Raw genomic sequence first — 19,687 nt, forward strand, 5'->3', positions numbered from 1 at the left:
CCTTAATCTTTCCGACTTATGAATAATCTTGTAACTGGCGTTTCAGTGCCGCAATCAGATCACCTCGACCGGTATCTCCTTTGCGGATGACCTCATCTGAATGGGCTTTCAACCAATCCAGTTCGTCCCGCGTCAGGTCCTTGGACGTGGCTACGATAACCGGCAAATCTGCAAGCTCATCAGTTGTGCGAACCGTTTTGAGAACATCGAAACCGTCCACATTCGGCATCATAATGTCCAATACCATCAGTGTCGGTCTTTTGGATTTCAATTGGCTGAGCGCGCCGTGACCGTCTGCCGCCTCGCGTACCGTCCATCCGTTGCGCGTTAGGATGCGGCGAAACAGGTTTCGCGTTGACATATCGTCGTCAACGATCAGCACGTCCTTGTCGCGTCCGGAGGCGATAGCATCCAACGTTGCGATCAGCCGCGCTGGATCAATTGGTTTAATTAGGTGTTCGATCGCTCCGAAGGCAAGGCCCATGTCGCGATCCGCGACAATTGTGGCTAGGACGACGGGTGTCTCGCACAGCTTCGAGTCTGCCTTGAGTTCTTTCAACATAGACCAGCCGTCGCGTTCGGGCATAATAACATCCAGAAGAATGACGTCAGGCTTTTGCGAGCGCGCGATTTCCATGCCCGCCGCTGCGTTCGATGCCAGCAAGACATCATACCCTTCCTCGCGCACGATTTTTGCCACCGCGTTCCGTGCGTCTTCTTCATCATCCACTATCAGAACGCGGCCCAAAGCAGTGTCCGGTGACGTTTCGCTGTATTCGTTAGTCGACGTAGAAATGGTATCGTAGCGGGCTGGGATTTCGAAAGAGAAGGTCGATCCAACACCCTCTTTGCTATCGACAGTAATATGCCCGCCCATCATACGCGTAAATTCCTGCGCAATGGCGAGCCCTAGCCCTGTGCCTCCGAAATTCCGCGTAGTAGACTGATCAGCTTGCACGAACGCTTGGAACAGCTTGTCGCGTTGCTGCGGCGTCATTCCGATACCTTGATCTCGCACCGCAAATCGAAAGAAATCTGTATCATTTTTCCGGAGTTTAGAGACGAGAAGCTCAATCTTACCACCTTCGGTGAACTTCGCCGCGTTGGACAACAGGTTGAAAAGGTTCTGCCGGAGCTTGGTTTTATCAGTTTCGATCTCGTCAGTGTCTGCGAGATCACAAGAGAGAACCAGTTCATTTCTGTTCTTGCTCACCAAGGGAACCACCGTCGACGCGACTTCGTCCAACAAGGGCCGCAGTGCGAAGCGTTCCGGGTACATTTCCATTTTGCCCGCTTCGATCTTGGACAGATCAAGAACGTCATTGATGAGCGAGAGCAGATGTCGCCCGGATGCCATGATCTTCTCCAGATCATCGGTCGCTGTCTCGAACCCCATATCCTGCGCATCTTCGGACAGCATTTCGCTATAGCCGATGATTGCGTTCAACGGCGTACGCAACTCGTGGCTCATGGAAGCCAGGAACTGGCTTTTGGCTGAACTGGCCGCGATCGCCTGCGCGTTGGCTTCTTCAAGTTGTTCCTGTTTGGACTTAAGGTCAGAAATATCGCTGTAAACAGCGACCGTGCCCCCGTCGGGTGTCTGACGTTTCGACACCTGAATCCATGCGCCACCCAGCAAGACTTCTTGGCGATCCCCGTCAGGCCTGCGATGTCGTGCAAGCCGACTGCTAATCCACTCTTCGTCAGGCACTCCATTGGTATCAACCGATTTTCGTTCCAGTTGTAGGCGCAAGATGTCCTCGAACCGCGTGCCCGGCACAAGTATGTCGTCCACATGTGCGAAAATGCTGCGGAACCGGTCATTGAAGAGTATGAGCTCGTTTTCGTTGTCGAACAGCGCAAATCCATCTGGAATTGTTTCAATAGCTGTCAGGATTGTATTGCGCTGCGCTCGCGCTTCTTCTTCTAGTTCGCGCCGTTTGTCCTGGCTGTCGCGAAGCGCTCTTAGCGCTTGGGACATCCGGCCCAGCTCATCAGGGCCTTCGGGCGGCAGAGTAACATCCCGTTCACCCCGGATCAGTCCTGAAATCGCGATGTTGATTGCATGCAGCGGCACAACGATCGACCTCAGAGCGCGCCACGTAAGAAGCGCTCCCAATATCACAATGACGACACACGCAATGATCGCTCGGTTCATCGCAGCCTTGGCGGCAACCGTTGCTTCATTTCTGGTTCGGTCGGCGCTGTCAGATAGGTCATCGACCAATTGCGTCAACGTCTTGTCGACGGCATCACTGGCCACTCGGGCCTGTGCCAGTAGAGTGTTTCCCAGCACCCGGTTACCATCTGTGTAAGCATCGGCTGCTTGCATAGAAGTTTCGTAATAGGAGTTTGCCTGCTCTTGTACACTGGCTGCGGACTCTGGTGCAAAAGCGGCGAGCTGTTCGAGGCTGCTATTGAGCATCGTCCTTGCTTCGTTCGCGCGCCGCTCCGAAAGGGTCAATAAACTGACAGAAAGATCCGTCAGCCAATACCTCATCTCGCCAAAATGACGGTCGGCCTGGCCAGCTATTTCCAGCCGGTGAAACTCAGTATTTGCGTCTTGTATGCGGGCTTGGTTACGCGCCAGATCGTAGACCATCACAATGGTGCTCACGACCAAAGCGATTAACAATAGCGCTGACAGTGACCCAATGCGCACCGGAATAGTGTTTTCGGACACCCACTTCCAATTGTTACTCAAACCAGAATCTTGTTTCATCTAAAAAGGGTTATGCTGATTGCACCTGCCAGATCCCCAAGTTGCCCACCTTCCTTTGGGAAACCGGTCACATCCGTTTCACCCGCTGGCGATCCGTGGCATGAAAGACAGGACTCAGAGTAGTATTCGGGGATCAGCATACGGAAAGCGGGTGTTCCTGAAACGTCAGTTTCTTCGAAAAATGGCTGCCCTTCGGCCCAAGAGGAGTCCTTGAACTTTTCCTCGATGACCGCGTTTTCCCAAGAATCCGGACGGGCCATGCGATTGCGGACAAGTTCCGAGGGTGCCGTTACCTTTACCACAGCAGACGTGCCAATTTCATCTGCGAACTGTTCATTTACCAGCCGCGCAAATACGGCTGGAATAAATCCTTTAAATGCCACTCCCTCGGCATTTATTATCTCTTGGTTTGCGTCGATTACCGTGACCATAGCGTCCAGCTGCGTTTCTGTAAGTTTACGCTCTAGTGGGTCCAGCCCATCATGCAGCGGTGGTTCACCGTTAGCCTCCGAGTAGGCCTCAATAACTTTCTCGTAAAACACTTCACCGGACAGCCCTTTGTCCGTGACATCCGGATTGTTGATTAGGTCCTGACTGTTCGACACGACACTTCTACCGGCTCGCAATACCGCTGCTAGTCGGTTGCCCGTCTCAACTTCTTCTGCGGTTTGCGCCGCTACATCATCTGAACTAAGCGGACAAAATGTACTCAAAATGACCGCTGCCGTAAAAATTGGTTTTTTCAATAGACCAGCGCCCCCACGCAAAGCCAAGTGCAGTGACAATAAGCTAGGTTAGCAAAAAAACTCCAAACTGTCCTAGGAATTCGGCCCGCCAGGATTTGTACAGCCAAAATTGGATTGTAATGGGCGACGGTCGATCTGGTAAACGCGCCGCTGGTAAGCCAAACAACTTTGTCCGCAAATCAGATGGTGAGCGAAGTTTGGTGAAAGTCTGCACCGGGTCCGAACTTACCTTGCTTCAATGTGCAGATTTGAGAATTTTAGGAAAGTAGGGCGTTGTGCTGTTAATCGTGTGATGTTGTGATGTTAATCGTGTGATCAAGTGTATTGATCTGATAGTGTGTCAATTTGCCGGGGAATTCTGGCGTCGCTTTAGTACTTCGTTCCACAAATGTTATGAAGAACGACTTCGAAAAGATTTGAAGCCAATCACCCTCAGAATCTTCATGATCGCAATGTTGAGCAAACATTTCATCGGTCACTGAAAATGCAACGAAATCAAAAAAGCTAAATCGCTCTGCATCGCTTTCAGGCCTGATCTCAAGGGGGTAAAGGCACTCTGCATCCCCACGCTGACGAATAAGCGGTCATAACAAAGCTGTGGGGCGTGTCCGAAGAGGCGGCAAGGTTCAACTGGAGGCTTGGACCCATGCTTTTGTTTCCATGTCGAACGTTGGCCCACGGTGCAGCATCCTGAACTCAAGACACATTCGACGTACTACGATCAATCGTCATGCCCAATAGATGACGGTTGCCGCGAGAGCGATAGCAGAAAAGAAGGTTTTGGTGCACCGGGCATAGCGGGTTGCCATTCGCCTCCAATACATAATCCAAGAACTCAATGCGGCTTTCACACGTACCGAACCAAGAGCCCTGTATTTCCCAGATTATCGCTTTGGTTGGTGAGATCCAGTGTCGCTGCAGGCGTCACGCTGCCAGGGCTTGGCCGATTGGTTTCAAACACCTCCATAGAAGTGTTCCGCCCCGGCACCGAACCCACAGGAGTATTGGGTAAATAGCCCGCAGCCGCCGGTTTCCCCGCTTGCCAGTCCGCCCAGACTTTGTCCACCATGCAGTGATGGAAGAAGAACGCCGGGTCATTTGGCGACAGCGTGATATCGGCCATTTGTCCACCGGTCCACATATGTCCGGCACCATGCGGGCCAAATTCAAGAACATGCCGAAAGCCGCGCCGGTCGCTCGAGTCGAATGGCGTCACGTCGTACACTCTTTCCCGCATCACACGGGTGCGGGTTACGCCTCCGCTTGGTCGTCCGCGATGTTCCCCAAATACCCTTCGCAGAAAAGGTTCATCGACTGATCCAGTCGCAGTGAAGCTTGACCATCCACTCCCAATTGGTCCTGACACGACAGGAAAGCCGATGCGGCGATTCCCCGGTCTGGTCCGATCTCCATCGCCACCCAATATGCGCTCCATCGCGCGGTTCCACATACGCACACCTCCGCGTTGCCCCGGGTCAGTGAACCAGTCCCAGTAAGGCAGCGACACGCGGTCATCATGGCGGCGCAGACGGCTTTCAAAATTCAGGATGAACTGCCTGTGCCAGGGCAGGAACCCTGCGTTTCCATGGATAGCCCTCCTTGCATGGTCAACGACGAACTGCCTGCGTTCATCCGCAGCATTCAGCGCTTGAAGCGCTCCAACAAGTGCGGCCTGCTCCGTCGCGGTCAGCGCGGTGACATCCTTTCGCAACCGCAAGCGATTGATTGCGGCATCAAGGGCCGCAATGGTATTCTCGCCCACGATTCCATCGACAAGGAAGCTGGAATTGTGCGCTCTGACATTTGTCTGGAAAGCTCGGACAGTTCGATCTGTTTCGCGTCCGAAATCACCATCTGCGCCGAACCTAAGTTGGAATCCAAGATCGATCAGCGCTTGTTGCACCTTGCGAACAGACGCGCCTCGTGCCCCGCGCCGCATGGTACGTCGGCCATTCAGGATCTGGGCCAGAAAGCTATCGTTTCTGAATCGCGAATGGGTAAATTGGCGTGGCCCGGATTCTTCAAATCCCCGCACTTCCGCTGGCCTGTCTCGCATAAGATTGGGATCAACCCAAAAGGTCATGGAGTGCCCCCCATGATGAGCATGGCCACCGGCCTCGGCAGTTCGCATTCGTCCGCGCCGATAGGTGCGTCTGCGATGTCCGAATGAACTTCCGTCATATTTCATCGTACCAATCCTCTGTCTCTTATGGGGTGTGAGGAACTGTGCTCAGCAACACGAAGCGCGGTTTGCGGATCGACCAGACCTGCACCCAGACGCAGACGGTCAACCAGCTTGTGCGCCGCTTGCGGGCGGGCGGTACCAATGATCATTCTGCGTAAATCGTGAATGCCTTGCCCCGGGCCAGCAGCCGATAAACAGGCTGCCAAAAGACCCGCGACAAACGGGGCAGCCTGGCTTGCGCCAGACATATGGGTATGACGTGGTCGCGGGTGGGATTCGCCAAGCGGTGTATTTCGGGCGGCCCGCACCGCCACACCAGGTGCCACAACGTCCGGCTTTGTCCGGCCATCGCGGGTGGGACCAGCCGAGGCAAAACGCGCAGGTCGAGCGCCTACCCGGCCTTGCTGCGCTGCGCCGACCACGATTGAGTGGTAGCCCGAAGCGATCGACCCGATGGTGCAGGTCTGATCAGCTTCGCCGGGGGCCAATCGGGACTGACGGCGCGGACCAGAGCCGTCCCGCTCGATCCAGACGTCATAGCGCCCGTCGGTTACGACATCCGCGCTGATTTCCACTGTCCAGCGCCCGCCAGGCGCGTTCGCGTAGACAAAAATATCGCAGTGATGATCACCCGAGTTCGGCTCAAGCGCGCGATGATAAACCCGCGCAATTTCACGCCCAAATACATCGCGAAGGCTGCGTGTATCACCCAAGGGGACCGTAATCGCCTCTTGTCCTGGCGGCCGCAGACTTACACGCATCCGGTCGCGCGCCGAGTAAAAAATCTCCATCTCATTGTCGGTTGGGTCGTGACGGGAAATATCCCACCCGATCCGGCGCATATGACCCGGAGGCAGCACTCCTGCGGCATGACAATTGGCCAGGAAATAATTGCCTGCAGATTGCACAATAACTGCATCGTCCCGCTCAGTGACAAAGGCATCAAGTGCGCGTTCCACCAGGCTGGTGCCGTTCTTTGCTCCTCCCTGTCGACCGAGGCTCATGTTAATGACGCAACCTCTCCCCCGGCTCAAACGACGAATGAAATCCACCGCTTCGATGATCCGCGCAGAATTTCCAAGATCTGAAAGCCCGCCCAGACGCGCCGCCGAGAGATGTACGAACACCAGATCAGCCTCTGGGGCCAATCCGCCTTCACCATCTGAACGCGGCGAACCGCCAGCAATATCCGCAACGTGCGTTCCATGCGCGCCCCGCCCCCGATCCGCGTCACCGGGATGGTAGTCAAGGCGTTCATAGGGCCGAGACGTTGTAAGTGCTCGGTCGATCTCTCGCCGGGTAATGACGCGACCGTATCCGTATGGCTTCGGCTGCACGCCGCGCGACGGTTCACGTTGATCCCACAATGCCAGTACCCGACTTTGACCTGCGGCGTCTCGAAAGGCCGGATGAGCAATATCAAACCCCCAATCGATCACTCCAAGCACAACGCCTTGCCCACGGTGGCGCGGGTGGGCCTGACGGGTAGGTGCGCGTGTACGCGAAAACACCTCTGGCGTTGGAGGTGTCTCTCGACTTTGCCCAAAGACACGCGCTGCTTTTAGTGATTTTACCGATGGGTGCGACCAAACTTGGAAAATATCGCCACGCCTGAGCCGAACCGTCAGAATGTCGCCGAACCGAGTCACTGGTATGACCCATTTCTCAGGCACTTTGGCGCCAGGGTGCAGGCGGAGGATCGCCTCGACGCTGTCGCGCCGCCGCCCGCTGCCCAGAAGTTCACGCAGCGCCGGGTCCATGGCTAGGGTTTCTCGAGGATCTGCTGCGCTTCGTTGCGCCAACTTTTGGCCTGAGTGGGCGCATCGATATCCCGATCCAATGCCTCGACAGCGGCATCGTCCATGCCTGCGAGATGGCGCAAATCTTTGACGCCTTGTTCCTGAAGCCGTTTGGCAATTTTCGGGCCTATCCCTTTAATCGTCGTCAACTGATTCTCTGACGCTCGCAAACTCTTTAATGCGTCATGAAGTGCTGTCTCGTGGGCTTTCAGGCCCGCGCTTAGTTCTTCGATCTGATCGACCGAAACACCAAGAGTCTTTGCAATCTCGTCGCGGCTCATCTCGGGCACCGCCAAAATGGCGCGGGCCACCTGGTCAACATCATCGTTTTCGATCTTGTCCTGACGAAAAAGCTGCATCACCCGCGCGAAGGCCTCTCGCGCACGAAAAGCGGTGGCCACGGCCTCGATTGTCGCGCGCGGCCTGGGCAATTTTCCCGAGCTAAAGAACCGACCTTTTGGAAGCGGTTTGGGCACTGGCGGCGACGATTTCAAAGGCCCGCCGAAGTCACGAGGTTTCAGGGGCTTGTGCCGTGCAACCGGTTTAACATCCTCCAGACGTATCAACTGACACCCGCACATGGCCGGTCCTCCTGCGTAAAAGAAAGACAGGGCGACAGCGCCGCCCTGTCTGAAAGCATTTGATAATCAATCAGGATCGGGATTGGATAAATCTCCGGGGCCACCAGCAGGTGGGTTTTGAGGATCGTCGTCGTCTGGATCTCCAACACCGTCAGGCCGTTTGTCGGGATCCAGCGCCACTGTTTCAGCGAGCCGCTGAACAAGCGCATCTACCTGAGCTGGTGTGACCGCTGTGCCACCGGGCATCTGCTCAAGCAGCCTCACGCCATTCTCCAATGCCTTGTACCATTTGGAAGCCTCTCCAAGGGCGGTGTCGCGCGCCTTGGTCACTTCGGCGTGGCTTTCTGCGATACGCTGGAGCCCCATGACACCGAGCACCCCATCACGGGAGGCCAGAAATGCCTCGGTCGTTAGATCCGGGATCAGATCGCGTGTGGCTACGATATTCAGTAGTGCTTTCTGTCGCATTTGTTCACCCCCTTAGTTCCGGCCCAAGAGAAGGGCGTACATCAGCGTGTCATCCCCGCCGCCTGACTTGCCAAACGCGCCGGAAGCCAGGATCGGCAACAGGATGTCCTGCTTCTTGAACGTGATCTCGGCATCGATCTCCTGACCAGCAAGAGCCCCTGCCGCTGCACCCGAAAGCTTGATCTTTTCGGCCTTTGGTGCACCACCTAACAGCCCCAAGAGGCTGGAAGTCTGGGCTTGCCGCTCAAGCGTCTTGACCGACTTGCGCAGCGACGAAACCTTGCCGTCTAAGTTCTTCGTGGCAGACGCTATTCGCTTGGATAGAGCGTTGTGGTTCGCCTTTCGCTCCTTCATGGCGGCTGCAAACCGTTTGTTGGTAGAAGCGATCAGCTTGTTTACCTCTGCCGATGTGGCAAAGCTCTTGCCAAAGCGCACCCGCATGCGGCGGCCATTTCGCCCACGCATTGTGGTCGAGCGTGACCCCTTGACCTTGCCCATGCGACGCCGGCGGCTGAACCTGCGAAATCGCGGGCGACGGAAGGAGCGACGGCGGCGGCGACGGCGGCGACGGCGTTCAGGAAAGTCCTCGCCGTCGCTTTCGAAGTCATCAGCCATGTCCAGCATGTCGGTGTCTTCATCATCGTCGTCGTCGAACTCGAACATTTCGTCATCGTCGTCGAAATCTTCATCATCGTCGTCGTCGAACTCGAACATTTCGTCATCATCGTCGAAATCTTCATCATCATCGTCGTCGAACTCCGCGACTTGGCTCTGAGCGAGCGCAAATCGCAAAAGATCGTCCTGTTCCATCAATCCTGATGAGCTCATGGGTCAGACCTTTCCTTCTGTTGAATGACCGTGGCGTCTATGGTCAATGGATGCGCCACCTTGTCGGAGACGTGAGGCGAAGGACGCCGCCTCGCACGCCGTCTGGGACGGCGGCGACGGTTTCCTTGGTCCACCATCACTTCGAGAACCGGGACAATCAAAGCCCTGAAACAATCAGGGTCGGGTAGGAATGTGCCGGGGCTTCCGGCACCTTGCCCGCCACAGTCTTCGCAGTCTTCGCTGTCGCCCCAACATGACGGGCACGCGCCTAAGGCACAGGCCAGCATGTCGAGCTGTGCACTCATGCTTTCGATCACCTTCTCGGATCGGGCAGCCTCTTCGCGCCAAGCATCAAGATCAATAGCTGCAGGCGTTTCGTGAGGCTGTTCTGCCTGAGCAGCCCCGGTGAGATGCGCCAGAATCTCTGCCTGGTCGATCTCACCCGAACTCGTCAGCGCCTTTAGCAGTATTTCGTTGAGCGCGGTCATGTGTTGCACCGGCAAATGGCTTCACCGGTCTCGGGGCAGGGGCCGGCACGCTCGCCGGCGTCCTCGTCAATTCCAATCATTTCCACCAAAAGCGCAAATGCATCTGCAGCGCTTTCGAAATCCTCCGCTTCGAAATCTGCGGAAAAATCATCAAGGTCGATTCCAGCGGCTTCTGCTTCGCTTAGCGCCTCGGTCAACCCTTCAATAAGCCCTGCGATTGCAACGGGTCCAGACATCGTCTCGCCCGAACGGCCTACGACTTCGCGCGAGCGCCCGCCAATGAGGCCCGCCAAAATCGACTGAATCTGTGGATTTCGTAGAATGGCTCCTGCCTGCTGACCGATCGATGCCAACCCTGCTCTGCGGCGTCCGCGTCTTCTGGGACGTGCGCGACGGACTCGACCACGCGCAGGTCTGCGCGTCATCACCGAACGCCCACGCCGCGAAGGCCGTCTGCGCCCACGTCTGGACCGCCCACGCGATCCGAGCTGCCCGGCAAGTGCGCCTACGCCCTGACCAAGCAATCCACCAACAGCACCGCCGATCGGGCCGCCGATCGCTGTGCCAACCACCGGGGCGACGGTGCGTACGACTGGTGCCGCAACCTTGAGCGCCTTGCGCCCGAACCGGGCCAGACCCCGCCAAAAGCTCTCCAGTTCTTCGGGGCTCATGCCTTCGGTCATCTGAAAAAGAAACTCGTTGACCTCGGTGTCGTCGGCATCAGCAATCTCGGCAAAAGCCTCGCGCGCGACATCTTCCGGCGAGAAGCCTGCGTCGAAAATCGCGCCCCACTCGGCGTCGCTTTCCATTTCCTCCGGGAACGCGCTATCAGCATCGATAAACTCTGGCGCGAACTCTTCGTCAAAGAAGTCTTCAAAATCGTCTTCAGCCGGTGCATTCCAAAACCGGTTTCGTGCATCGCGGGACATGTTGATCACCCTTGCTCTCTTGCGCAGCGTTTGCCGTTCTGCCCAGACATTGCATGGCGCAATCACAGGCCAATCACGACGCAATCAAGCAAACGATCACAAAAGGAGGTTTGGGAAAAAACCTCAGTGGGAGCGAAGGAGCTGGGCGGAAAAAAGGACACGGCCGCTGGCACAGGCATTCAGAGCAGGCAGATCAGCCTTTTCGGGACTGGCCTGCATCGCCTCAACACTGGCGACTTCGAGACGACGTTGTTTAATTTGTGAGTGGGGGTCGATATCTCGCAGCAAAAGAGGTTTGGAAAGTATGCCAGGGCAGTTTCACTCGTCCAGGCGGTCTAACTCGTCTGTCAACGCTGACAACTCTAGCCGTAACTCGCTCACCAACCCGTGGAGCGCATCAACGCGCCGCAAGGCCGCTCTGATACGCGGATCAGTTGCCGGCTCAAACCTGAAACCTGGCCTGGGCACCGGTAGATCTGCCGATTGAAGCTTTTGCGCCAAAGCCACCGTATCCGGTGACGGGACGACACCAAGCTCATCGCTCAGAACGGTTTTGAGTATGTTGAAATGCTGGATCGCGTTGCCATTCTGGCCAGACATCATGTCAATCTTCATCAGCCAGCGCGTCGCGGCCTCGTCATAGGGATTGTCGCGCTGGAACTTCTCTGCGACCCATCGAGCCTCTGCCAGTCGATTGGTTTCCAACGCGGCCTCGATCGTCTTTTTCAGAAACCTGAATATCCGCGCCTGCGTCTCGTGGCGCAACTCTTCTACCCACTCAGCTTCCACCCCTTCTGCAAAACGCCCGATCTGGATTTCACCTGCAAGAAGACTCTCAAGCGCAGTGTTCCCGCCCTGGGCCAGCATGTCGATATCAACGATATAGCCGGCATCATTGCGCAAAGTCAGTGTTCGAGGTGTTGAATCAATAAGCGCAGAAGGGTCACTACCTGCCGTTTCCACTACTTTCTTCAGGCGCCAGACCTCGGTGTTCAACGCGCGCCGTGCTTTGTCTGGATCCTTGTCAGGCCAGATCCAGGACATTACCTGACGGCGCTCAACCGGATGCCCCGGGCGGTTCCCCAAGGCCGCAATCAGCTCTTTCGAGCGGATACTGGTAATTGGTAGGTTTTCACCACCTTGAGCTTGTATCTCTACGCGGCCGAGAACACGAACCATGCCAGACATGACAATACTCTACTTCTTATTGCCTCCGGACCTATCAACGAGGCGAAAAACCGGTGAGAGCGAAGCCATATCCAAAGGTCAAATGTCCCATTGGTTCCGGCACTCAATCTGATGCTGGTTGGGAACTGGGCTTCAAAAAACCAAGTAAAGCAAAGCTGAACGATGTTTGCGGATCGTCGTCAAAATAAGTGCAACGTTTACGGAAGCCTCAGCCCTCGATAGTCCGGACTGTTGGAAATTTTTTTATGAGACCAGTCGGAGATGGATGGGTTCCCGACACCTGCAGACCTCATTCAATTATTGTAGTCATCCCTACCGTAAAGTTTGTGCGATATCAATTTTGCAATCTGACTTCAGCGATAACTCACTCATTTCAGATACTGATCTTGTTAAGGAAACTCGAAATTCCGCAATTCGGTTTCACCAGCTTTCGTTTTAAAAACTGTTACATTCCAACCGCGCTCTTTTCCTACGGTCGCGACCCAAAGAAATAAGTCTCAGCCGGTTGCAGACAGCCATTACCCATTGTCGTCGATCTTGAGCAGTACAGCGTGACTAACTTTCCAACCATATTGGTCAAAAGGCCGACCTTGGCATTCTCAATGCCATCTCTGTATTTCTGTATAACAAGTAAGCCGCTTTTTGATCCGTATAGCTAAACGATTCAAGGCAGACTTTCGTTGTACCCCGATCAACGTGCGTGTTTGGGCCGATTTCTGCGACGTGTCCCAACTTGCGGAACTTACCTATGTCGGACCGGCATAACGATACGTAGTGCCCAAAACTCACTTGTTTGCGCTTAGCAACTCACTGGCTTTTTCTCCGATCATAATCGCTGGCGCATTGGTATTGCCGCTGACGATTTCCGGCATGATTGAACAGTCGGCAACGCGCAGATTTTCGATTCCTTTGACCTTCAGGTTTGGATCCACAACAGAGCTTTCCGAGGTACCCATCGCGCAGGTTCCTGTCGGGTGATAGATCGAGACGGAATTCGAGCGCGCCCAATCCAAAGTGCCTTTGTAGTCATCGCGGGACAGATCAGAGGTTGGCCGGAACTCTTCTGAAATCTTAGAAGCCAGTGGATTATGCCGGGCGATGTCCCGCGCGATGTTCACGCCGTCGACGATCGTTCTGCAATCAGTTTCCGTCGACAAATAGTTTGGAATGATCTTGACGTAACTGGCCGGATCGGGGCCATCCAGACGCAGTTCTCCGCGGCTTTCCGGCCTGAGCTGACAGACGGACATTGTGAAGGCAGAAAACGGGTGCACGCCCTCTCCGGGGCTGTCGGCAGACCAGGGTTGAACGTGGAATTGAATGTCAGGAGTCTGAACTTCGGGGCGGGTTTTCAGAAATCCTGTGGCAAGGCTGGCCGCCATTGTCATAGGTCCGGCCCGGAATAGCGCGTATTTCAGCGCGATCCGTGCCTGATTGAACAGGCTGCGCACTTCATCATTCAGCGTTGGCTCGTTGCATTTGAAGACCAGGCGTGCCTGCAAGTGATCCTGCAGCCCTTTGCCGACGCCGGGCAGCGAATGAACGGGTTCAATGCCGTTGGCCTTCAAGTGATCCGGGTCTCCGATGCCTGACAACATCAAAATCTGAGGTGAGTTGATGGCACCACCGGACAAGATGATTTCGCGGCGCACTTTGATCGACTTCACTTCACCCGACCGGTCGCGATAAAGAAGTCCGGTTGCTTTTTTTCCGTCCAGTTCGACCTTGGTCACCAATGCTCGGGTAATGATGTTCAGGTTCGGCCTGTTCCTGATCGGTTTGAGGTATGCAACGGCGGCACTGCAACGACGACCATTACGAGTGGTCAGTTGAAAGTAGCCAACGCCTTCCTGATCGGCCCCGTTGTAGTCAGGATTAAACGGGTAACCCGCCTCTTGGGCGGCGGCAACCCAGGCGTCACAGATTGGTCGCTGAATGCGCATGTTGGATACCGACAGCGGGCCGCCCGTACCGTGAAACGCGTCTTCGCCGCGTTCCTGATCCTCGCTGCGTTTGAACAGAGGCAAGACGTCATCCCATCCCCAGCCAACGTTGCCCATCTGACGCCAGCGGTCGTAGTCCTCTTTCTGACCGCGAACATATAAAAGCCCGTTCAACGAGGATGATCCCCCAAGAACCTTTCCGCGCGGCCAATCAATCGAGCGTCCATTCAAACCTGGATCTGGTTCAGTGCGGTAACACCAATCCAATGAGGGGTTATGCATGGTTTTGAAGTATCCAACCGGTATGTGAATCCACGGGTTGGTGTCAGGTCCGCCAGCTTCCAACAATGCCACTGTTGTGCTGGGGTCAGCGCTTAGCCGATTGGCAATGACACAGCCCGAAGAGCCTGCTCCGACGACTGCATAATCCACCTCCATGACGGTCTCCTCCCAAGGTAACTGAAAAAAACACTATGCAAATTGCTGGAACTATACTAGCATTTTTTGATACAAAACGTCTCAATAATTGCGATCAGGGAGGTAAGCAATGGAGATCGGTAAGAAACTAAGCGGTGTCTCACGGCGGGATTTTTTCCGTGTAGCCGGGCGCTATGGCATGAGTTCAACGCTGCTGGCAGCGGGTGGCTTCGGCGGCGCAATGAGTTTGGCCAATTTGGCGCAAGCTGCAGAATCAACTTATGAAAAAAGGTTCTCGAAAGAACCCAAGCACACGCTGAAATTCGGTGCATCAGGTTTCAATACGCGCAACCTGCTGATCGAACGGGCAGGGGCCATCGAATTCGCCCGAGATCTGGAAGAACGCACAGACGGTGAGATTCGGATCGAGTTCATTGGCGACAACCAGATCTGCGGACAGCTGAGTTGTGTTGAGAAGACGCAGCAGGGAATCGTCGACATCTATGCGGCGTCGACACAGAACTCTGCGGGCGGTGCGCCATATCTGAACGTGCTGGACTATGCCTATATGTTCCCCAGCAGGGCGGCCCAGTATCATTTCTTCTACAGTCCCGAAAGCCAGCGCATTCTGCGAGACCCCCTCGAAAAGCGCCACGGGCTGAAGTTCCTGTTCACCCATTGTGAACTGCGCGGCCTGCAAATGGGCTCGACCTTCTCTGACAAACCTACAGTCACCAAACTGGAAGAACTGTTTGGGACAAAGAACCGTGTGACGGGGACACAGCTTGGCCGGATCGCCATGCAGCTACTGAACCTGAATCCGGTACCGGTGGCATGGGAAGAAACACTGGACGCACTGAAGACCGGCCTGATCGACGGAGCGGAAACCTGGGCATCAGCCGTTGCCTACGCAAACATGGCTCCGGTCGTCTCGCAATCCGTCAATCTCAAATTCTTCTGCGGCACAGAACATACGTCAATGTCCGCCAAAGTGTTTGACGGTCTTGGCGGTGAACTTCAGGACGCAGTAATGGAATCGTCCTATTTCACGCAGGCCCTTATTCAGGGTGCAAACGAAGCTGCATTGCTGAACACGGTTGGTTTCTCGGAACCACAGCTGCCCAACACCATCTTTGCGGAAAACGGTGTACGTGCAGCATTCTTGCCGGACGATCAAATCAAACTGGCCGAGGAAATGTGTGCGCCGAACTTTAATCCTGAACCCTGGGCGCAGTGGCGCGAGCGGCTGAACAAATGGGCCGGTGGCATCGACACCTATCAGGAAATCTACGACATCGCGCGGCAGATCCCGGCAGACACACTGCCCGAAAACGTTGAGCCCCGCCGTTGGTGGAAAGGCGCGGCCTGATCTAACATTTCGAACCGGCCCCTAGCGGGCCGGTTTCTCTAAGCACCGACTGGGAGGACGGGGTTCATGTCACTATGGGCAGATATCGGGGCAATATTCAGCGCCCTGCTCACTCGCGATTCATTCGAAATCCAATCCGCATTGGAATCTGACGCCGCCTGGGTTGTCGGCACTGTTGCCGCCGCGCTCGGCGGTTTTCTTGTAATGCTGATCTATCGCAAAGTGCCCTTTGTTGAACGCCATTTCGAACGGTCGATCATGGTCTATTCCTACCTTGCCATTGCGCTGATCATCTTTTGGGGTGTGATTGACCGCTTTGTCTTCAACGACCAGGAACCCTGGTCCACCACCATTCCTCCGCTTCTGTTCATGATAATGGCCTGGTTTGGTGCGTCCTATAATGTCCGCCTGCGCACGCATCTTAGCTTCAGCGAGTTTCGCACTGCGATGCCACGCGGCGGTCAACTGGCGTGTTTGTTTTTGGATGCCATTTTGTGGTTCATCTTTGCAGTAATCGTCATCGTGACCACAACACGCCTCGTGGCGCTGTCGGCCTCGAACTTCCAGATCGTGCTTGGGACAGACAACATCATGCAGTGGTGGTTTCTGTTGGCCGCGCCCGTGTCCTTCTTTCTGATGGTTGGCCGAGTGTTTCAAAACCTTGCTGACGACTTGCACAACTGGAAAACCGGAGAGCCGCTGATCAAGCAGGCCGTGATAGGGGCAGACTGATGACAGACGGAACTTTAGTTACACTTATTTCGCTGGGCGTGACGTTTCTGTTCATGTTGGGCGTACCGGTACTGCTTGTCATCGGATACTGGGTGATCGGATGCTCATTCGTTCTGGGCCTGACACTCGACAACATGGGTGCAGAGCTGCTGAACGTGTTCAACAAAGGCTTCGCCCTGTTGGCGATGCCGCTGTTCATCCTGACCGGGGACCTAATCAACAAGTCGGGGATCGCGCGGCGGCTGAGTGATTTTGCCTATTCCTGTTTAGGCTGGATACGCGGCGGGCTGGCTATGGCATCGCTTGGGGCATGTGGATTGTTTGCGGCGATATCCGGGTCGAACTCTGCAACGACCGCAACCATCGGTTCAATGCTGCACCCTGAGATGGTTAAAGGCGGCTACGACGAACGCTTTAGCGCGGCCACGGCGGCGGCGGGCGGTACGGTCGGGATCATCATCCCGCCATCCATCATCTTTATCGTCTACGGGTTCTTGATGAACCTTCCTATTTCCGAGCTGTTTGTCGCCGGTATCCTGCCTGGCGCGCTGATGGTCTTTGGCATGCAGTTTGCATGCTGGATCATTTGCCGGATCAACGGCTGGGGCCACCTGATCCCGCTGCAACTGAACCGGATCCTAAAAACCGCCTTTGGCGCCTGGCTTGGGTTCTTTGCCATCGGGCTTGTGCTTTGGGGCATTTATACTGGCAAATTCTCCCCCACCGAGGCTGCGGGCGTCACAGTTGGCTTCTGTGTGATCGCCGGATTGGTCAGTTATCCGATCAACAGAATAATGGGTGCGCGCGACGATGTTTCACCCACCGAAAAGAGCTTTGCTGAAATGTTCGTCGTAGAAGGATTTACGATCCCTGAGATACCTTCGATCGTGATCCGTTCGGCCCAGATCACCGGCATTCTGGCCCCTCTGATTGCGATCTCGGTTGTCATGCAACAGATCTTGTCGTTGCTTGGCGCACAACAAACGATCGGAGATTTCGTGACTTCGATGGGGGGATATTACGCGGTTCTGTTCACATCGATGGTCATTGTCTTCTTCTCAGGCATGGTGCTGGAAAGCTTGCCCGTGACGATTATCCTTGCGCCGATCCTCGCACCAATAGCTGCGTCGGTGGGTGTGGACCCGATCCACTTTTCGGTGATCTTCCTTGTGGGTGCATCGATTGGGTTTATCACGCCGCCTTATGGTCTGAACCTCTATGTTGCGTCAGGTGTGACAGGCGTGCCGTACTTCCGGTTGCTGCGCTACACCGTTCCGTACCTTGTGGCTCTGCTCTCTGTATGGATTTTGGTTTCTCTGGTGCCTGATCTGGCCTTGATACTTCTGCCAAACAACTAGAGTTTAGCGGAATGGCAAACGCAGATACACGAGAGAAAGAAACCCAAATCCCGACGAACCTGCGTTTGCTATTTCTCCTTGAAGAGGTTGCAAGGCGCGGTGTCGCAGTCAAACCGTCAGACCTGATTGAATCATTGGGTCTGGCAAAACCAACGGTCCATCGGTTGCTGCAAACGGCCGAGGCCGAAGGGTTCCTTCAACGAGACCTCGATGGCCGATCGTATGGACCCGGACCACGGTTGCGAGAGCTTTCGGTAAACACGGTGTCATCGGAGCATCTTCGAACTGCTCGTCTCGCGATCCTTCGGGGCGTCGCCGACGAAATTGGCGAAACCTGCAACCTCGCCATCCCGGATCGGGAAGGAATGATTTATCTGGACCGGGTGGAAACGGAATGGCCCTTGAGGATTCAATTGCCGATTGGCACTCAGGTTCCGTTTCATTGCACTGCCAGCGGAAAGATGTACCTGTCCACGCTTCGTCAAAACACGCTGGATGGGTTTCTTTCCGCCCGTAAGCTGAACCCGAACACCCAAAAAACAATAACTGACCCAGAAGCATTGCGCGCAGAAATCTTGGGTATCGCCCAAAAAGGATACTCAACGGACGACGAGGAATTCATGCCCGGGATGACCGCAATAGCTGTCCCCGTCCTGGATAAACACAATCGGCTTGTGGCAACATTGTCTGTTCACGCGCCAACCCAGCGTCACGAAATGCAAAGTTTAGTGCAGTTTCTGTCGCTCTTGCAGTTTGGAGCAAGCAAATTATCGGGATTGCTTTCGTCATAGAAAAGCGTCGGGATTTAAGCTGCCCTTTGAAGCGACACAAATCTGATCGTTTCTTCTGCCAATTACCCTTTGGGAGATTTCGGCCCTCGGCCAAGCAACGATCTACCGTTATTGCCCCGGATGTTTGAACACGTTGAGGTCCGCTGCGACAGCCAGCAATCAATCTACGAAAAACTGTCTAGCCGCCTGTTTCTTGGCATATATAATGTCATCCTCGGTTGGTGAGTGAAACTCCGGCTATCACCAGCGCACCGCCCACCAGCATGGAAACCTCAACCGGTTCGCGCAAGATAGCCGCCCCAAGGGCTACCCCGAAGACGGGGACGAGATTGGTGAATACTGCCGTACGCTCAGGTCCAAGCGAGTGTACCCCCCGATAGTACCAAACAAATGGCACGACTGTTCCACCAATGGCCAGATAGATGATGGCCAAAGTGCAGGTGAACGTGGGCAAATGCGACAGTTGCACGGGACCGGCAAGCGGCAACCCCAATACCAGAAACACAAACCCAATTAGTGCAGCCCAGGTAGTTGCCGCCAGTGGCGAGAGGCTTCCTAAGGCTTTGCGTCCAAGAAGCGTATAGCCCACCCAACTACCCACCGCTGCCAGCATGAACAGTTCTCCCTGCCCAAAACTCTGCCGGACGTCAGTCATCAGTCCGGCAACGTCCCCTCCGCTAATCACGATCACGGCCCCGGCTAGTGCCACACAAATCCCGGCAACTTGCGCAATCGGTAGGAGCCGTCGCGTAATCAGCCCCCCGGCTAGAGCCACGGCTATCGGATTGAAGGCAACAAACAGTGCCGTTCGCGAAGCTGGCATCTCAGCCAGAGCGGCAAAGAAGAACAGGTTGTAAAGGCAGACGCCGGACAGTCCGAGAAGCCCCATCAACACGCTCTGCCGCCAAGTGAGGCGAGGCAAACCACCTTCCGCTTTCCAGACAAGATAAAGCAATACCAGAGTTGCCAGGCCAAACCGAGCGGTTGCCGCGACCAGAGGGGGCATTTCACCCGAAACGACGCGGCCGGCAACAAATGTGCCGCCCCACAGGAAGGCCACCATTGAGAGCCGGACGTAAAGCAAAGCGTTCTGCGACGCTATGGGATATGACAGGGCTTGGGACATGGAAACACCTAAAACAT

At 55.3% G+C, this 19,687-nt stretch carries 16 protein-coding genes and 1 pseudogene; 4 read left to right on the plus strand and 13 right to left on the minus strand.

From position 1 onward, the window contains the following. Window positions 1–16: 16 nt before the first annotated feature. From AC2FI8_RS21660 to AC2FI8_RS21715, 12 genes and pseudogenes are all read right to left on the minus strand, one after another. Complete coding sequence (locus AC2FI8_RS21660; protein WP_496780917.1) at window positions 17–2,704, minus strand: response regulator; 2,688 nt, start codon at window positions 2,702–2,704, stop codon at window positions 17–19. 14 nt (window positions 2,705–2,718) lie between these two features. Beyond that, the gene (locus AC2FI8_RS21665; RefSeq protein ID WP_496780918.1) at window positions 2,719–3,468 is read right to left on the minus strand and encodes a Tll0287-like domain-containing protein; all 750 of its coding nucleotides are present in this window, start codon (window positions 3,466–3,468) and stop codon (window positions 2,719–2,721) included. A 728-nt stretch (window positions 3,469–4,196) separates the two neighbouring features. After that, window positions 4,197–4,286, minus strand: a pseudogene (locus tag AC2FI8_RS21670) (IS5/IS1182 family transposase); the annotation flags it as partial. A 29-nt stretch (window positions 4,287–4,315) separates the two neighbouring features. Continuing rightward, window positions 4,316–5,551, minus strand: coding sequence for a tyrosinase family protein (locus AC2FI8_RS21675; RefSeq protein WP_496780919.1), 1,236 nt, complete (start codon window positions 5,549–5,551; stop codon window positions 4,316–4,318). Window positions 5,552–5,652: 101 nt separating this feature from the next. Then, window positions 5,653–7,413 (minus strand): S8 family serine peptidase, encoded by a 1,761-nt coding sequence (locus AC2FI8_RS21680; protein ID WP_496780920.1) that lies wholly within the window; start codon window positions 7,411–7,413, stop codon window positions 5,653–5,655. A gap of 2 nt (window positions 7,414–7,415) precedes the next feature. Continuing rightward, a complete protein-coding gene (locus tag AC2FI8_RS21685) occupies window positions 7,416–8,033 on the minus strand; it encodes a helix-hairpin-helix domain-containing protein (RefSeq protein ID WP_496780921.1) in 618 nt (205 codons plus the stop codon). Between the two features lie 66 nt (window positions 8,034–8,099). Then, on the minus strand, window positions 8,100–8,501 hold the full coding sequence (locus AC2FI8_RS21690) for a hypothetical protein (protein WP_496767340.1): 402 nt from the start codon (window positions 8,499–8,501) through the stop codon (window positions 8,100–8,102). A gap of 12 nt (window positions 8,502–8,513) precedes the next feature. Next, a complete protein-coding gene (locus tag AC2FI8_RS21695; protein WP_496725933.1) occupies window positions 8,514–9,329 on the minus strand; it encodes a hypothetical protein in 816 nt (271 codons plus the stop codon). Continuing rightward, window positions 9,326–9,817, minus strand: a complete 492-nt coding sequence (locus AC2FI8_RS21700) for a hypothetical protein (RefSeq protein ID WP_496725934.1) — start codon at window positions 9,815–9,817, stop codon at window positions 9,326–9,328. Before AC2FI8_RS21700 ends, AC2FI8_RS21695 begins: the two co-directional genes overlap by 4 nt. After that, window positions 9,814–10,746 carry a hypothetical protein gene (locus AC2FI8_RS21705; RefSeq protein ID WP_496767331.1) on the minus strand — a complete coding sequence of 311 codons (933 nt, stop codon included), beginning with the start codon at window positions 10,744–10,746 and terminating at the stop codon, window positions 9,814–9,816. The genes AC2FI8_RS21700 and AC2FI8_RS21705 overlap by 4 nt, the downstream gene beginning before the upstream one ends. A 318-nt stretch (window positions 10,747–11,064) precedes the next feature. After that, complete coding sequence (locus AC2FI8_RS21710) at window positions 11,065–11,934, minus strand: AfsR/SARP family transcriptional regulator (RefSeq protein ID WP_496780922.1); 870 nt, start codon at window positions 11,932–11,934, stop codon at window positions 11,065–11,067. A 785-nt stretch (window positions 11,935–12,719) separates the two neighbouring features. Next, a complete protein-coding gene (locus AC2FI8_RS21715) occupies window positions 12,720–14,315 on the minus strand; it encodes a GMC family oxidoreductase (protein WP_496780923.1) in 1,596 nt (531 codons plus the stop codon). 109 nt (window positions 14,316–14,424) lie between these two features. On the opposite strand from AC2FI8_RS21715, the gene AC2FI8_RS21720 reads away from it, so the two are divergent. The 4 genes from AC2FI8_RS21720 (at window position 14,425) to AC2FI8_RS21735 (ending at window position 18,544) form a co-directional block, all read left to right on the plus strand. After that, on the plus strand, window positions 14,425–15,663 hold the full coding sequence (locus tag AC2FI8_RS21720; RefSeq protein WP_282169735.1) for a TRAP transporter substrate-binding protein: 1,239 nt from the start codon (window positions 14,425–14,427) through the stop codon (window positions 15,661–15,663). A gap of 66 nt (window positions 15,664–15,729) precedes the next feature. Beyond that, window positions 15,730–16,395 (plus strand): TRAP transporter small permease, encoded by a 666-nt coding sequence (locus AC2FI8_RS21725; protein ID WP_058276699.1) that lies wholly within the window; start codon window positions 15,730–15,732, stop codon window positions 16,393–16,395. Then, a complete protein-coding gene (locus AC2FI8_RS21730; protein ID WP_170561336.1) occupies window positions 16,395–17,753 on the plus strand; it encodes a TRAP transporter large permease in 1,359 nt (452 codons plus the stop codon). The genes AC2FI8_RS21725 and AC2FI8_RS21730 overlap by 1 nt, the downstream gene beginning before the upstream one ends. A gap of 11 nt (window positions 17,754–17,764) precedes the next feature. After that, on the plus strand, window positions 17,765–18,544 hold the full coding sequence (locus AC2FI8_RS21735) for an IclR family transcriptional regulator (protein WP_496739001.1): 780 nt from the start codon (window positions 17,765–17,767) through the stop codon (window positions 18,542–18,544). Between the two features lie 208 nt (window positions 18,545–18,752). Here AC2FI8_RS21735 and AC2FI8_RS21740 read toward each other — a convergent pair whose 3' ends face one another. Next, on the minus strand, window positions 18,753–19,670 hold the full coding sequence (locus tag AC2FI8_RS21740) for a DMT family transporter (RefSeq protein WP_496780924.1): 918 nt from the start codon (window positions 19,668–19,670) through the stop codon (window positions 18,753–18,755). Window positions 19,671–19,687 lie beyond the last annotated feature (17 nt).

The sequence above is a fragment of the Ruegeria sp. CDSB029 genome, assembly GCF_059611125.1.